At 40.4% G+C, this 14,833-nt stretch carries 16 protein-coding genes; 4 read left to right on the plus strand and 12 right to left on the minus strand.

What is annotated here, in order from left to right:
- Nucleotides 1-106 precede the first annotated feature (106 nt).
- The 11 genes from rplQ to F777_RS0110745 form a co-directional block, all read right to left on the minus strand.
- Entirely contained in the window at nucleotides 107-622 is a 516-nt protein-coding gene (rplQ, locus tag F777_RS0110695; RefSeq protein ID WP_026752037.1) for a 50S ribosomal protein L17, read from the minus strand.
- A gap of 84 nt (nucleotides 623-706) precedes the next feature.
- Complete coding sequence (locus F777_RS0110700; protein WP_026752038.1) at nucleotides 707-1,708, minus strand: DNA-directed RNA polymerase subunit alpha; 1,002 nt, start codon at nucleotides 1,706-1,708, stop codon at nucleotides 707-709.
- Between the two features lie 37 nt (nucleotides 1,709-1,745).
- A complete protein-coding gene (gene rpsD / locus F777_RS0110705) occupies nucleotides 1,746-2,351 on the minus strand; it encodes a 30S ribosomal protein S4 (protein WP_026752039.1) in 606 nt (201 codons plus the stop codon).
- Between the two features lie 143 nt (nucleotides 2,352-2,494).
- Nucleotides 2,495-2,905 (minus strand): 30S ribosomal protein S11, encoded by a 411-nt coding sequence (rpsK, locus tag F777_RS0110710; RefSeq protein WP_026752040.1) that lies wholly within the window; start codon nucleotides 2,903-2,905, stop codon nucleotides 2,495-2,497.
- Between the two features lie 143 nt (nucleotides 2,906-3,048).
- On the minus strand, nucleotides 3,049-3,429 hold the full coding sequence (gene rpsM, locus F777_RS0110715) for a 30S ribosomal protein S13 (protein WP_026752041.1): 381 nt from the start codon (nucleotides 3,427-3,429) through the stop codon (nucleotides 3,049-3,051).
- A gap of 38 nt (nucleotides 3,430-3,467) precedes the next feature.
- On the minus strand, nucleotides 3,468-3,584 hold the full coding sequence (gene ykgO, locus F777_RS17640; RefSeq protein ID WP_071790319.1) for a type B 50S ribosomal protein L36: 117 nt from the start codon (nucleotides 3,582-3,584) through the stop codon (nucleotides 3,468-3,470).
- Nucleotides 3,585-3,628: 44 nt separating this feature from the next.
- Nucleotides 3,629-3,847: a translation initiation factor IF-1 gene (infA, locus tag F777_RS0110720; protein WP_026752042.1), complete on the minus strand. Its 219-nt coding sequence runs from the start codon at nucleotides 3,845-3,847 to the stop codon at nucleotides 3,629-3,631.
- A 228-nt stretch (nucleotides 3,848-4,075) separates the two neighbouring features.
- Nucleotides 4,076-4,480: a hypothetical protein gene (locus F777_RS0110730; RefSeq protein ID WP_026752043.1), complete on the minus strand. Its 405-nt coding sequence runs from the start codon at nucleotides 4,478-4,480 to the stop codon at nucleotides 4,076-4,078.
- A 40-nt stretch (nucleotides 4,481-4,520) separates the two neighbouring features.
- Nucleotides 4,521-5,678, minus strand: coding sequence for a homogentisate 1,2-dioxygenase (locus F777_RS0110735; protein WP_026752044.1), 1,158 nt, complete (start codon nucleotides 5,676-5,678; stop codon nucleotides 4,521-4,523).
- A gap of 38 nt (nucleotides 5,679-5,716) precedes the next feature.
- Nucleotides 5,717-6,190: a hypothetical protein gene (locus F777_RS0110740; RefSeq protein WP_026752045.1), complete on the minus strand. Its 474-nt coding sequence runs from the start codon at nucleotides 6,188-6,190 to the stop codon at nucleotides 5,717-5,719.
- A gap of 109 nt (nucleotides 6,191-6,299) precedes the next feature.
- Nucleotides 6,300-7,400 (minus strand): TolB family protein, encoded by a 1,101-nt coding sequence (locus tag F777_RS0110745; protein WP_026752046.1) that lies wholly within the window; start codon nucleotides 7,398-7,400, stop codon nucleotides 6,300-6,302.
- A 116-nt stretch (nucleotides 7,401-7,516) separates the two neighbouring features.
- On the opposite strand from F777_RS0110745, the gene rpe reads away from it, so the two are divergent.
- The 3 genes from rpe to F777_RS17355 all read left to right on the plus strand — a co-directional run bounded on the left by rpe (nucleotide 7,517) and on the right by F777_RS17355 (nucleotide 10,262).
- Nucleotides 7,517-8,164 (plus strand): ribulose-phosphate 3-epimerase, encoded by a 648-nt coding sequence (rpe, locus tag F777_RS0110750; protein WP_026752047.1) that lies wholly within the window; start codon nucleotides 7,517-7,519, stop codon nucleotides 8,162-8,164.
- A 183-nt stretch (nucleotides 8,165-8,347) separates the two neighbouring features.
- A complete protein-coding gene (locus F777_RS0110755; protein WP_026752048.1) occupies nucleotides 8,348-9,334 on the plus strand; it encodes a PhoH family protein in 987 nt (328 codons plus the stop codon).
- A gap of 115 nt (nucleotides 9,335-9,449) precedes the next feature.
- A complete protein-coding gene (locus F777_RS17355) occupies nucleotides 9,450-10,262 on the plus strand; it encodes a hypothetical protein (protein WP_026752049.1) in 813 nt (270 codons plus the stop codon).
- Between the two features lie 2 nt (nucleotides 10,263-10,264).
- Here F777_RS17355 and F777_RS0110765 read toward each other — a convergent pair whose 3' ends face one another.
- Nucleotides 10,265-11,467 (minus strand): bifunctional 3,4-dihydroxy-2-butanone-4-phosphate synthase/GTP cyclohydrolase II, encoded by a 1,203-nt coding sequence (locus F777_RS0110765; RefSeq protein ID WP_026752050.1) that lies wholly within the window; start codon nucleotides 11,465-11,467, stop codon nucleotides 10,265-10,267.
- 124 nt (nucleotides 11,468-11,591) lie between these two features.
- Here F777_RS0110765 and F777_RS0110770 point away from each other — a divergent pair, with 124 nt between their 5' ends.
- A complete protein-coding gene (locus F777_RS0110770) occupies nucleotides 11,592-14,759 on the plus strand; it encodes a TonB-dependent receptor (protein ID WP_081720509.1) in 3,168 nt (1,055 codons plus the stop codon).
- The last annotated feature ends 74 nt before the right edge of the window (nucleotides 14,760-14,833 follow it).

Raw genomic sequence — 14,833 nt, forward strand, 5'->3', positions numbered from 1 at the left:
GAAAATCAATTTTATCAAAAAAACGAATGAAGTTGCTAACAGACAGATTAAAAAAAAGGCAAAACCGAAACGATTTTGCCTTTATGTTAACACCACTTCATTTAATTTATTCAGCGGCTTTTTCTTCAGTTGAAGCAGCTTCTGGAGCTACAGTGGTTTCTTCAGCAGCTTCTGCTTTTTTAGGAGCGCGGCTACGGCGTGTTTTCTTAGCAGGTTCAGCAGCAGTTGTTGCAGACTTGCCATAGATTTCGTTGAAATCAACCAATTCAATCATTGCTTTTTCAGCATTGTCACCAGGACGAATGCCTAATTTCAAAATACGGGTGTAACCACCTGGACGAGAAGCCACTTTAGGACCTACTACAGTGAATAATTCCTTCACAGCAGCTTTATCCTGCAATTCAGCAAAAACCAAACGGTGATTGTGGCTGATTTGTAAAGCAGACTCATTCTTTTTAGTCTTGGTAATCAATGGCTCTACGTAAGCTCTTAATGCCTTGGCTTTAGCCAAAGTAGTTACGATACGCTTGTGCGTGATTAGCTGACTTGCAAGGTTCTGCAATAAAGCTACTCTGTGTGCCTTTTTACGGCCGAGGTTGTTGATTTTGTCTCCGTGACGCATGACATTTAAGTTTTATCTCCACACCGTGTCAGGATTTGTGGAGCTTGCTTCTCTTACCAAGGTAAGGGAAGCGTGAATGAATAATTAATTATCTAAATTGTCTAAACCTAGTTTACCTAAGTCCATACCAAAGCTTAATCCTCTTTCGGTTAATACCTGTTCAATTTCAGACAAGGATTTCTGACCGAAGTTTCTGAACTTCATCAAATCTTCCTGTTCGTATTGTACCAGTTCGCTTAAGCTGTTGATTTTAGCTGCTTTTAAGCAATTGAAAGCACGCACTGAAAGATCTAAATCTTCTAATGGAGTTTTCAATACTTTGCGCAATTGCAAAACATGCTCATCAACCACATCTTCTTTCTTATCTTCTTTGTTATCGAAAGTGATGTTTTCATCGGTGATGATCATCAAGTGCTGAATCAAAATTCTGGAAGCTTGCTTAACGGCTTCTTCAGGATGAATGGTTCCGTCTGTAGCTACATCCAACACTAATTTCTCGTAGTCGGTTCTTTGTTCAACACGGTAGTTCTCAATAGCGTACTTAACGTTCTTGATAGGTGTGTGAATAGAATCGATTGCGATATATCCAAATGGAGCATCCTTCACTTTGTTTTCTTCAGCAGGAACATAACCGCGACCTCTTGCGATGGTAAGCTCGATGTCTAATTTAGCGGTAGGATCCATTGTGCAGATTAACAATTCAGGGTTCATTACCTGGAAGCTTGGAGTTGCTTCTCCAATCATTCCGGCAGTGAATTCGCTGCGTCCCTTGATAGATAAATTGATTTTCTCAGAAGTCAGATCCATATCGGCGTTCTTCTTAAAACGAACCTGCTTTAAATTCAGGATCATTTCAGTAACGTCTTCGGTAATTCCTTTGATGGTAGCAAACTCGTGGTCTACTCCGTCAATTTTAATTCCTACGATAGCGTATCCTTCTAAAGAACTTAAAAGTACTCTGCGTAAAGCATTACCAATGGTTAAACCATATCCTGGCTCTAGCGGACGAAATTCAAACTGACCTTCAAAATCAGTTGCTTTCTGTAGAACGATTTTGTCTGGCTTTTGGAAGCTTAATATTGCCATGTTAAAACGTGTTTTATTAATTGTGTGAGTAGATAAATTACTTAGAGTACAATTCAACGATCAACTGCTCCTTAATGTTTTCAGGAACATGTTCGCGCTCTGGCATGGTGATGAACGTACCTTTCATTTCAGATTCGTTCCAGTCTAACCAACCAAACTTAGGGTTTTTACCACGAGTTTTGCTGGTAATGCCAGAATTGTGTGCACTCTTAGGACGGTAAGCAATAATATCACCTGGCTTACAAGTGTAAGAAGGTACATTCATGATTTCACCGTTTACAGTAATATGCTTATGGTTAACTAACTGACGAGCTTCTGGACGGCTGGCAGTTAATCCCATACGGAATACTGTATTGTCTAAACGTGCTTCTAATAATTTAATCAGGTTCTCACCGGTAACACCTTTTAAACGCTGAGCTTCTTCAAAAGTCTTACGGAACTGGCGCTCCAATACACCATAAGTGTATTTTGCTTTTTGCTTTTCTCTTAACTGTAGGGCATATTCGCCTAAAGTTTTACGCTTACGGGCAGCACCGTGCTGTCCTGGAGGGTTAGAATTTTTACCTAACCACTTGGCATTTCCTAAAATAGGTTCGCCGAAGATTCTGGAGATTTTGGTCTTTGGACCTGTGTAACGTGCCATAATTTAAATTTTCATTTCGATTTTTTTAGCATTCGTTGCGTCGATCGGTTAAAAATCGTAAAAAATGAATCGGGCAACCTTTTGATAAATGAAACCTTGTGGCTCAATATTTTTTCCACTACCCCGGTTGGGGCTTAGGTATATTAAACTCTTCTTTGTTTTGGAGGACGACATCCGTTGTGCGGCATAGGAGTAACGTCCTTGATAGAAGTTACTTCAATACCAGACTGAGAAATAGAACGGATAGCACCTTCGCGACCAGCGCCTGGTCCTTTCACAAACACATCAACACGCTTCAAACCTGCGTCTAATGCTACTTTAGCGGCATCAGCAGCAGCCATCTGAGCTGCGTAAGGAGTGTTTTTCTTAGAACCTTTAAAACCCATTTTACCAGCACTGCTCCAGCTAATAACCTGGCCAGTCTTGTTGGTAAAACTGATAATGATGTTGTTGAAAGTAGCAGAGATTCTTACTTCACCTGCGGCATCTACTTTTACTACTCTTTTCTTGGCAGCAGCTTTTGCACTGTTCTGCGCTTTTTGTGGTTTAGCCATTTTTGCTTTTTTAGGTAATCTTCCCCGAGGGGATGGTTAAAAAATATCCGTAGTAACGGAACCCTGCAGTCTCCTTCTTTTTTAGAGATCCAACCGACAGGGATTTATGTAAGAAAGCCCGAATGTTAATTCGGGCTGACTAATTATTTCTTAGCTGCTTTTTTCTTACCGGCAACTGTCTTACGCTTACCTTTTCTGGTACGGCTATTGGTTTTGGTTCTCTGACCACGAACAGGAAGTCCTTTACGATGACGTAAACCTCTGTAACAGGCAATATCCAGCAAACGCTTGATACTCATAGAAACCTCACTTCTAAGTGCACCTTCTACTTTAAATTCATTGTTAATGATGTTACGGATAGCAGTTTGCTCCTCATCATTCCACTGATTTACTTTCTTGTCAAAGTCAATACCTGCTTTTTCAAGGATATACTGAGCTGTTGAACGTCCAATACCAAAAATATAGGTTAGACCAATCTCTCCTCTTTTGTTTTTTGGCAAATCAATACCGGCAATACGAGCCATATTATAATTGTTTTATGCTGTTAATTTGATTAATTGGATTACCCTTGACGCTGCTTAAAGCGAGGATTCTTTTTGTTAATCACAAATAATTTACCCTTGCGCTTCACGATCTTACAATCGGCACTGCGTTTTTTAATGGAAGCTCTTACTTTCATTGTTTGGTTGTTTAACTGTTATTTTCCTGTTACGTTCGTTGTTCTTATTTATATCTGAAAATGATTCTACCTCTGCTCAAATCGTATGGGCTCATTTCCACACCCACTTTGTCCCCTGGTAAAATACGGATGTAGTGCATCCTCATTTTTCCTGAAATAGTGGCCAATATTTCGTGGCCATTTTCTAACTTCACTCTGAACATGGCATTACTTAATGCTTCCAGAATTACTCCGTCCTGTTTAATCAATGGTTGTTTCGACATACTATTTTTGGGGCTGCAAAGATATTAGAATACAACCGAATTATGAAAAATAAGGGGAGAAAACTCCTTAAAATGTGGAAAAAAAATCCAAAAAATAAGTTTTCCACCGAAAAAACCCGGTTTTAGCCCTCTTTTTTCCCTGATTCCCTGCACCTGAGAGGCACAAAAATAAAAAGCGTCAGGAAAATCCTGACGCAAAAATACCTTTTGTAAGGAATAAATTATCGTTTACATGGGAGCCCGGGTAAGGTGAATCTTAACCATGTCCGAATACTGATTTTGTAGTTGGTGCACATAATGAACATTGGGATGATGCCTTCTGTCTTCCCTGTACCACATTTCTATGGACGAGAAATCTCCCGCTTTCGGGGTTACCAGCCGGAAAGCACCTTTTGAGTACTTTACAGATCCATCCTCTCCTTCCTGTTTACTGAAGCTCAGATTCAGCAAGGCATTCTCATCCAATGGCATCGGATGCAAATGATCGGTTGAAAACCAGAATTCCTGAACAGAGGTAAGCAGACAAACCTGCTTTTCATCTCCGTTTAATCGGGTAACTTCTCCTTCCCACATTTTTCCTTCAAACTCGCCCATCATGTAGTCGCCGATTTTGATGTCGTTGAATTTAATCATATGGCAATTGTTTATGCCATAAGTTAAGGAAAAATCGGGATTATTCAGCCCAGCTCATGGTATAACCCTCATTTTCTATGCGAATAGCTTCCTCGGTAAGCTGAAGCGGATGAAATGTATCTACCATTACAGCCAGCTCAAGGGTCTCTTTTTTGCCAATGCTTTTTTCAACCGCCCCGGGGTGCGGTCCGTGAGGAATACCTGCTGGATGCAGGGTAATCATCCCCCTGGTTACGTTTTTCCGGCTCATAAAGTCTCCGTCTACATAATACAAGACTTCATCACTGTCTATATTGCTATGGTTATAAGGCGCAGGTACTGCATCCGGATGATAATCGTATAATCGGGGACAGAAACTGCAAACCACAAAATTGTGTGCATCAAAGGTCTGATGCACAGGTGGTGGTTGATGCACCCTACCAGTTATGGGTTCAAAATCGTGAATACTAAAAATGTAAGGATAACAACATCCATCCCATCCAATTACATCAAAGGGATGTGTACCGTAATGCAATCCATAGAGCACCCCTTTCTTTTTGGTTTTGATTAAAAAATCACCTTTTTCATCAATGGTCTCCAAATCCTTCGGCCCTCTTATATCACGCTCACAATAGGGTGAATGTTCCAGCAATTGACCATGCCTGCTTAAATAACGCTTTGGATAGCGGAAAGGACTAAAACTTTCTACTATAAAAAGTCGGTTGTTAGCATCATTAAAATGAATCTGATAGATGGTTCCCCTGGGTATAACAATATAATCCCCATAAGAGAAGTCGAGTTTTCCATATTGGGTTTTTACCGTACCTGTCCCCTCGTGTATAAAAATCAACTCATCTGCATCCGCGTTTTTATAAAAATAATCGGACATGCTTTTCTGAGGCGCAGCTAATACAATATGACAATCATTGTTTACTAAAACCGCTTTACGACTATCTAAATAATCTGAAACGGGTTTCACCTGAAAGCCTTCAAAACAACGATGCTTGAGCATTTTCTCTTCGGCCACTTTCGGCGCCACATCTATTGGCGCATCCGTTTTAATAATCTGTGTGGGGGGATATATATGATACAACAGTGAATAATCATCACTGAACCCTTCAGTAGAAAACAATTGCTCGGAATACAAGCCCCCATCTGGTTTTCTGAATTGCGTATGGCGTTTATGCGGAATGGTTCCGAGTTGTATATAATGTGGCATACAATCTATTTTAAAGAGAACTGAAACAGCTATTCAATCTATGCACCTGGGAAAAGAGGTCTTCCAATGATCTCCCCTCTGAAAGGCCAGGGCACACCAGCTAAAATTAGTAAGGCAGCAATCAAAAAGAAAATAAATGCTTTCTTATATTTCACTTCATCGGCAACGGATTTTTTAGACATCCCATGAGCCAGCGTTATAAATACAATAGCCCCCACCATGGCAATAGGGTGCTCCATCCAGAAAAAACGATAGAACTTGTCTTTCATAAAAGAAGTTCCTTCCGGCAATTGTGTGGTAAAAATCCCATAACGTCCCAAAGCAACCTGATATAACCCAAGCAATAAAGTAATATGAGAGGCAATCATGGTAAATAACCATACTTTCTTATCGCCAGGCTGAAAGGCTTTTTTAGCAGACCATCCGGTATATGCTTTCACAATAGATACCACTAACAATATCACAATCACCCAGCGTAAAAAATTGTGTAAATGAACAAATCCTGTTTGCATAAAAATAGTTTAAGGCAATAATAATAGAATAAAGAGGCAATATACAACAGAAATGGTTTACGCTTTCGCGTAAACCATTCAAACCAAACAAACAAATAAACAAACGAGGTTATTGCTTAACCCAGTCGGCAACAAATAAATTGGTATCACGGGTTCCACCATTATTTCTGTTGGAACCAAATATAATTTTCTTACCGTCTGGACTAATCATAGGAAATGCATCAAAGCCCTGATCTCTGCTGATTTTTTGTTTGTTATTACCTTCCAGATCTACCAGATACATATTGAATGGGAACCCTCTTTTGTATTCGTGGTTACTGGAAATAATGATTCCTTTACTATCAGGCGTAAAATTAGGTGCCCAGTTGGCCTGTCCCCAGCTGGTTATCTGCTTGGGATTGGAACCATCAGCGTCTGCCACCCAAACTTCCATATTGGTAGGCGCCACCAATCCTTCTTTTAATAATTCCTTATACTCAGCTATTTCCGCATCTGTTTTAGGCCTGCTGGCACGCCATACTATTTTCTTGCCATCCGGACTAAACCAGGCACCACCATCATAACCCAGGTCATGAGTAATTTGTTTTTCCTTTCCACTTGCCAGGTCCATGATGTACAATTCCAGGTCTCCGCTTTTATCGGAGCAGTATATCATTTTCTTTCCATCATACGATAACGTTGCTTCGGCATCATAGCCTTTTGCATTGGTTAATTTTTTAACAATTTTACCATTCAGGTCAGCCATATAAATATCATAGCTGCTATATAAAGGCCAGATATATTTATTGCCGTATTTGCTGCGATCAGGTACAGGAGGGCACTCCTCCCCGCCTTCGTGGGTAGAAGCATAAATAATATGTTTGCCATCTGGCATGAAATAAGCACAGGTAGATCTTCCCTTTCCGGTACCTACCAGTTTATAATCAAATTTCTCTCCGGGTTTGGTTGGAATTTTGCCCACAAAAATCTGGTCACAGTTTACACCTTCCTTAGGATTGGTACGCTGAAATACAACATGCTTGCTATCATAGCTCCAGTAAGCTTCTGCATTGTCCCCGCCAAAAGTTAACTGACGTACATTTTTGAAATATTTTTCACCTTCAAAACGAAGCGTATCTCCGGGCACTTTGTTAACGGGTTGTGCTCCGGGCTGGGCTGCAGCAATTATCACAATGACTAATTGTGCAATAAACAGGAAAGCTTTTTTCATAATAAAGAATATATAATTACAAAATTAGATGGCTACTCTTTGAATATTGTCAGGAAACTGTCATAGGTTCCAAACAGAAGAAAAAACAAATTAACTTTGCCATCTAAAATAACCCCATGCCAATCATTGCTCCTTCTTTGTTAAGTGCCAACTTTTTAAACCTGGAAAAAGACTGTCAGATGCTGAATGAAAGCCAGGCAGATTGGTTTCACCTGGATGTAATGGATGGCAGGTTTGTTCCCAATATTAGTTTTGGATTGCCAGTAATCAGCCATATCAGAAAAGCTACAAACAAAGTATGCGATGTACACCTGATGATTGAGGAACCAGAAAAGTACACACAGGCTTTTAAAGAAGCAGGGGCCGACATTTTAACCGTGCATATTGAAGCCTGCAATCACCTGCACAGAAATATTCAGCAGATAAAGTCTCTGGGTATGAAAGCGGGTATTGCAGTGAACCCACATACTTCTGTGGATTTACTAAAAGACATTATTGCAGATGTAGACCTGGTTTGTTTAATGAGTGTAAACCCCGGGTTTGGCGGACAAAGCTTTATTCCGAGAACTATTGAAAAAATAAAGCAACTAAAGGCTATTATTAACAATGCCGCCAGCAACTGTCTGATTGAAATTGATGGTGGCGTTACCCTGGACAATGCAAAAGATATTTTAACAGCTGGCGCTGATGTTTTGGTTGCGGGCAATACCGTATTTAAATCAGGCGATCCCAAAGCAACCATTGCAGCTTTAAAAGCTCTGTAATTAATTATATAAGCAACCTCATTAAAGCAAACAGAACTTTCTTGTTACGGAATTGTTACCATATGAATCTTTCCACAGCTGTGCATAAGAATCATTAGGAAATATCTGTATAGCTGAATTAAATTTGAGAGAGAACGGTAAGGTTACCCGGAGAACCTGATTTTTAATCTAAAACCCTAGAGATTGACAGAAACAATCATTAGCCTGGAATCGGTAAATCCCATTGAGTTTTTTGGCGTCAATAATGGAAAACTCGATTTGCTGAAGAAAAAATTTCCCCTTTTAAAAATCTTGTCAAGAGGCACTCAATTAAAACTGAGCGGCGCGCCCGAACAGATTGATACTGCCAGAGAAAAAATCGATTTAATTGTACAGTACTTGCAGAGAAATGGTCATTTAAGTGAGGGCTATTTCGAACAAATACTGGGTGGCGACGACGCTGAAGCCATTGATAATTTTGTAGACCGCAACCCCAATGATATCCTGGTATTCGGACCCAATGGTAAAACCGTAAGGGCGAGAACCCAGAATCAGAAAAAAATGGTGCATGCTGCCGACAGAAATGATATTGTATTTGCCATTGGTCCTGCGGGTACCGGTAAAACCTACACAGCAGTTGCACTGGCTGTTAGGGCTTTAAAAAACAAGGTAGTCAAGAAAATCATTTTAACCCGCCCCGCAGTGGAAGCAGGCGAAAGTCTGGGATTTCTGCCCGGTGATTTAAAAGAAAAGATTGACCCCTATTTACGCCCTTTGTATGATGCTTTGGATGATATGATTCCCGCAGACAAACTCGGGTATTACATGAGCACCCGCACCATTGAAATTGCGCCCCTGGCTTATATGCGCGGCCGAACACTTGACAATGCATTCATCATTCTGGATGAAGCCCAGAATGCGAATGACCTGCAGCTGAAAATGTTTTTAACCCGAATTGGTGCCAATGCCAAAGCTATAATCACCGGCGATCCAACCCAGATTGATTTACCTCGAAATATGCGAAGCGGGTTGGATAAGTCAACCCGTATTCTCCGGAATATTGATGGAATTGCCCATATAGAATTAACCGAAGAAGACGTGGTAAGACATCGGCTGGTTAAAGCCATTATCAAGGCTTACGACAAAGAAAAAGAAAGAGAGGATAAAGAAAACCCTCCCTATCACCGATAAGAGAAAGGCGCTGAAAAGCGCCTTTCTTGTTGAAACAAAGCAACAGCATAACTCAAAAAGCCGTGCACACTAATTTTAACTTAATTTCGTTAATGAATCGAATAAGTTGTATTGTATGAAAAGAATATTGCTTGTATTATCCGTCATAACTATTGCACATACCTCATTGCTTGCTCAGCGTCCAAGTGGTAAGCCCAAGACCGTTGCTCCTCCGGCAGACGAAAATGCTGCGGCCACAGGAGACAAGCAAAACGTATTTCCTGAAGCGGGATTTGCGGGTATTGGCATACTAACTCCGGGAGCTCCTTTGGAAATTAAGAAAGGAGCCGGTAATACACGCAACAAGAATATCTTATTGAAGCTTAGTAATGAGTGGGCTTCCGGTGGTCAGAATGAACCTTCTATCATGTTCTCGAACGGAGACATTTCCAATCCAAAAAACTTAAGTTACTGGACCATTGGAGCAAGGGTGTCCGGGGATGAGGTATTAAAAACACCACAAACTTTTAAAATCAGTCACAAAGCGGGTTCCGATGCGGTTGAAAAAGAATTTTTCTCTATTGATTCTTATGAAGGCCGGGTAAAAATCGGAGAGGTAAATACCCAGGTGGATGGTTATAAATTGTACGTTGAACAAGGCATACTTACCGAAAAAGTTAAAGTAGCCATCAAGAATTCCAAAGACTGGTACGACCATGTATTCCAGAAAGATTATCCGTTAATGCCCCTGAATGTTCTGGACGAATACATACAGAAGAACCATCACTTGCCAGGTATTCCAACCACAGCGGAAGTAATGAAAGAAGGCATTGATTTGGGAAATATGAATGCGCTTTTACTGAAAAAAGTAGAGGAACTTACGCTCTACACCATTCAGCTAAAAAAGGAGCTGGATGAAACCAAAAAACTCATCCGCAAAAAGAAATAAGTTTATTCGCCTAATATAGCATGACCTAATTTATCCCGCTTAGTCGTCAGGTATTTTTCGTTGTGGGGATTGGGAGCCACTTCAATGGGAACCGTATCCACAATTTCAAGACCATAGCCCTTTAAGCCAGCACGCTTTCTAGGATTATTACTCATTAGTTTTAGCTTGGTGATACCCAATGCACGAAGAATCTGTGCCCCTACTCCGTAATCTCTTTCATCCATACCAAAACCCAGTTTTAGATTGGCTTCAACGGTATCCATTCCTGCTTCCTGCAATTGGTAGGCCTTTAACTTATTAATTAATCCAATGCCTCGCCCTTCCTGGTTCATGTACAAAATAACACCGGTACCGGCAGCTTCCACCATTCGCATGGCTTTGTGCAACTGCTCCCCACAATCGCACCGAAGACTTCCTAAAATATCCCCGGTAAAGCAACTACTATGCACACGGGTAAGAACAGGTTCATCTTTTTCCCAGCTGCCTTTAACCAGTGCCAGGTGTTCTGCGCCAGACAAGGTTTCTTTAAAAGCAATCAATTCAAAAGATCCGTATTTGGTAGGCATATTTACCCGAACCAGTTCTTCAATTAATGAATCAGAACTTAAACGATAATCAATCAGGTCTTTGATTGAAATAATTTTAAGATTAAATTTTTTAGCAATTTCAAGCAACTGAGGAAGGCGAGCCATGGATCCATCTTCATTCATCACTTCTACCAATACACCAGCAGGTTCCAAACCAGCCAGACGTGCCAGATCAACCGTTGCCTCCGTATGTCCACTTCTTCTTAAAACCCCACCAGATTTAGCTTTCAACGGAAATATATGCCCGGGCCTTCCTAAATCGGAAGCTTTGGTTTCCGGATTAACCAATGCCTGAATGGTTTTAGAACGATCATGGGCAGATATACCAGTGGTAGTTCCCTGACCAATCAAATCTATTGAAACTGTAAATGCCGTTTCATGCAAGGAAGTATTGGATGAAACCATCGGGGTTAAATCAAGTTCCTTGCATCTTTCTTCAGTTAATGCTGCACAAATCAACCCTCTTCCTTCCTTGCTCATGAAGTTAATGGCTTCCGGTGTAGCAAATCGGGCCGCCATAATAAAATCACCTTCGTTCTCACGATCCTCATCATCTACCACTATTACCATCTTACCGTTTCTAATATCTTCAATGGCTGCAGAAATACTATCTAACATAATGCTGAATTAAGCCGCAAAATTACATAAACCCTTTCAAGCAACCGCTTTAAAACAAATGGATTCGGTACAAATACCATTGATTTTAACAAAAAAGGAGAATAGCATTGAATAAATCAATGATATGAAAAGGTTCTGTTGTTTTTCTGGTGCTCTCCTGTTAAGTATGGCTGCACTTTCACAAAATAATTTTGGCGCAGTAAGTGGCGTTGTAAGTTTCAGGGGGATTAGAATTGCCGGCGCCATCATCACACTGAAAGACAATGGAACCGGAATGCGATTTTCCACCAGAAGCAATGCTTCCGGAACCTATGGCCTTTATCAGTTAAGTCCGGCCAGTCAATACCAGTTAACGGCTTATTATCCGGATGCAGATACGCTGCAAATTCAATCCATACAAATAATTGCAGGAGAAGACCTTCAGATTCACTTGCCATTACAGCCATCGGTCAATTTGCTCACCCCTTTGATTGTAAAAACAAGTGTAACCAATAAGCAGTGGAGAAACGGCATCACGATTCTATCAGAAGAAACATCCAACAGCCAGCATTGGGGCAATCTGTTTTTGCATGAACCTTCTGCCACTGTTAAAAACGATGGCTCAGGGGCTCTTTCTTTTTCAGGACAAAAGTATCGGTCCAATGCCTTTTATATTGATGGTGTTTTGCAAAACGATCCATTCGGACTTTCACCCAGTGGGATACTGAATGGAGAAAACGGACAAGCTCCGCTCGCCTTAGAAAGTATAGAACAGATAACCCTCCATAAAAATCCCTTTGATGCATCACTTGGAAACTTTACTGGTGCTGTAGTTCAAGTGGTAACCAGCAGAGGGTCCAATCAACCCAAACAGGAACTCTATTTTCATTCAAAAGCCAACTACCAGCAATACAATCATGCAGGTATTAATATTAGCGGACCCGTTAAACGTAATTCCATTTTCTTTTTTCTGAATACAGAATTTCTTTCTTCACAAGTATTGTTTCCGTACGACAGCAGCAATTATACCGGTGAAACCCGATCAATCAATAAATTATCAAGGTTCAGACAGACCATGATGGAACAATTTCAATACGATCCGGGAACGCCTGATCAAATGGCTATCTACAGAAGCCAAAAACTCTTACTAAGGCTTGATGCAACAATCAACCCAAAAAATCGGCTTAGTATTACAGGGAGATGGAATCAGCAATACAGAGAACAGGCATATCCCCCTAATGCACGCATCCTTTCATTTTCGAATAATTCTAAGCGTATTGAACAGCAACAAGTATCCTTCAGTTTGGAATGGAATAAAAAAATATCAGGCAATATGCAAAACCGACTCTCTCTGTATTTTAATCAACACCAGAGAAATACGCTTCCCAAAATACAGGACTATCCTACAATTCGTATGCTGGACGGAGAGGGAATAATGGTAGTTGGTGCCAATGATGAGTCGTATCAGAATTCTGCAGTACAAAAAAGTATTCAACTGATCAATCGAATGAATCTTTTAACAGGCAGGCATTTTTGGGAAGCTGGCATAGATTTACAATACCATTCACTCGGAAATAATTTTATACCCAACGGGTATGGCAGTTTTTTTTATTACAGTATCAGTGATTTTGTACAAAACAGAAGGCCGGCTGAGTTTTCCATCAATCAAAAAACAAGAGAAATACCTGAAAACGAATTCCTGTCTGCAATACATCAGATTAGAAAAGCCCTCTTCCTAAATTACAAATCATCGTTAAGCAATAACCTGCATATTCAGGCCGGAATCAGGTTACAAAAAGAATCCTATATCAACTCACCGGAAATTGATTCTTTTACACAGGCAGTTGCTATCCCTGTTGTTGGGTCCTATTATCATTCCGGCCATTTACAATCTGGACGATTGCCCAACTTTACATGGAGTGTAGCCCCAAGAATTCAGGCTATATTTAGAATACCCCGATGGAATAGTTTATTGAAAATAGGAAGCGGTTTATTTATTGGCACGTTACCTACTGTATGGCTTTCCGGGGTATTAAGCAATAACGGTAATAAATTAAAAACCATCCAATCGAAGGGGCAGCAACTCAATAATTATTATTTCACAACTCCTTCCTATAATGGAAGAGTGACACTTCCCCTGAATAACACCGAAACAAAGGGCACCGTTTATTTAAGCAGTGAATCTTTAAAACTCCCAACCATCTGGAGAACCAGTTTTAGCTGGGAGCAAAAAATTAATAACGCCCTTTTGCTTGAAATGGAATTGCTTTATTATCAACAGAACACAGAAACAGCATTTACCAATATCAATATCACCATGCCGAATTCACGGCTCTCTGGCCCTGACCAGCGTTGGATTTATCATCCCAATTTGCCCATGCAAATCAATCTTCAGCCCAATCTAGTTAATCCCTATCAGCAAATACTGTTAATCCACAATAAAGACAGTTTACAATCCCGTGGCTATCAAATGCAATTACAATCATCTTACACTAAAGGTCCTGTTCGTATGATAGTGGGATACTCATTTGGAAGATCCTATGCATTGTACGATGGCAACTACAGCAACTCGCTTCATCACTGGCGACTGCAGGAAAATGTTAATGGCAGAAATAATCCGGTACTGGCTATTTCAGATTTCAGTCAGGGTCATCGCATTCACGCTTCATTCCATTGGCAAAGCCAAACTGGAAGGAAACAAAGAACCAGATTAAGCATTCATTACACAGGTCAGCAAGGGGGAAGTTTTAGTTTTGTATATGGCGAAAACAATTTATCGGGAGACGATGCTACAGCGGTGGGTTATGATTTAATTTACATTCCGAAAAAAGATGAACTCGCTTCCATGATATTTAAACCCACCATCTTCAAAGGTTGGTATTATGGTGCAGAAGATCAAAGAAGGGCACTGGATCTTTTTATTGAGCAACACCCCTACTTAGAAAAAAGAAGAGGATTCCATGCAGAGAGAAATGCGAGTAGGGCTCCTTTTTTTCACCGGCTGGACGCATCCATACAAAAACAGTTTTTCCCAAAACTGCAGCATGTAAAACTGAAAATGACCCTGACTTTTGAAATCATCAATTTATTAGGTTTGATGAATCCAAAATGGAGCAGGGAATGGCAGGTTCCGGGCAACCGAATTCCACTTATTGGGTGGGAAGGATGGGCTGATGCAGCTAATGCTGTTCCTCAATATTCCTTTGATCCGGGTTGGCTGAATACCAGCCTTTTCGAACCTAATTATCAGCCAGGCAACCATAAAACGGGAAATTGGCAACTTCAGACCAGCCTTAGGTTAAGTTTTTATTAACAAACAGTTGTTTTTGAAGGGGGTAAACATATAGTCTAAAAACAACATAAGTAAATGTAAATCAGCATATTATA

Origin of the sequence: Sediminibacterium sp. C3 (genome assembly GCF_000508085.1) — a bacterium.
GTDB lineage: Bacteria > Bacteroidota > Bacteroidia > Chitinophagales > Chitinophagaceae > Sediminibacterium.

Coding starts and splice junctions, on each gene's coding strand:
- rplQ (WP_026752037.1), bottom strand. CDS start 622: ATGCGTCACGGAGACAAAATCAACAACCTCGGCCGTAAAAAGGCACAC.
- F777_RS0110700 (WP_026752038.1), bottom strand. CDS start 1,708: ATGGCAATATTAAGCTTCCAAAAGCCAGACAAAATCGTTCTACAGAAA.
- rpsD (WP_026752039.1), bottom strand. CDS start 2,351: ATGGCACGTTACACAGGTCCAAAGACCAAAATCTCCAGAATCTTCGGC.
- rpsK (WP_026752040.1), bottom strand. CDS start 2,905: ATGGCTAAACCACAAAAAGCGCAGAACAGTGCAAAAGCTGCTGCCAAG.
- rpsM (WP_026752041.1), bottom strand. CDS start 3,429: ATGGCTCGTATTGCCGGTATTGATTTGCCAAAAAACAAAAGAGGAGAG.
- ykgO (WP_071790319.1), bottom strand. CDS start 3,584: ATGAAAGTAAGAGCTTCCATTAAAAAACGCAGTGCCGATTGTAAGATC.
- infA (WP_026752042.1), bottom strand. CDS start 3,847: ATGTCGAAACAACCATTGATTAAACAGGACGGAGTAATTCTGGAAGCA.
- F777_RS0110730 (WP_026752043.1), bottom strand. CDS start 4,480: ATGATTAAATTCAACGACATCAAAATCGGCGACTACATGATGGGCGAG.
- F777_RS0110735 (WP_026752044.1), bottom strand. CDS start 5,678: ATGCCACATTATATACAACTCGGAACCATTCCGCATAAACGCCATACG.
- F777_RS0110740 (WP_026752045.1), bottom strand. CDS start 6,190: ATGCAAACAGGATTTGTTCATTTACACAATTTTTTACGCTGGGTGATT.
- F777_RS0110745 (WP_026752046.1), bottom strand. CDS start 7,400: ATGAAAAAAGCTTTCCTGTTTATTGCACAATTAGTCATTGTGATAATT.
- rpe (WP_026752047.1), top strand. CDS start 7,517: ATGCCAATCATTGCTCCTTCTTTGTTAAGTGCCAACTTTTTAAACCTG.
- F777_RS17355 (WP_026752049.1), top strand. CDS start 9,450: ATGAAAAGAATATTGCTTGTATTATCCGTCATAACTATTGCACATACC.
- F777_RS0110765 (WP_026752050.1), bottom strand. CDS start 11,467: ATGTTAGATAGTATTTCTGCAGCCATTGAAGATATTAGAAACGGTAAG.
- F777_RS0110770 (WP_081720509.1), top strand. CDS start 11,592: ATGAAAAGGTTCTGTTGTTTTTCTGGTGCTCTCCTGTTAAGTATGGCT.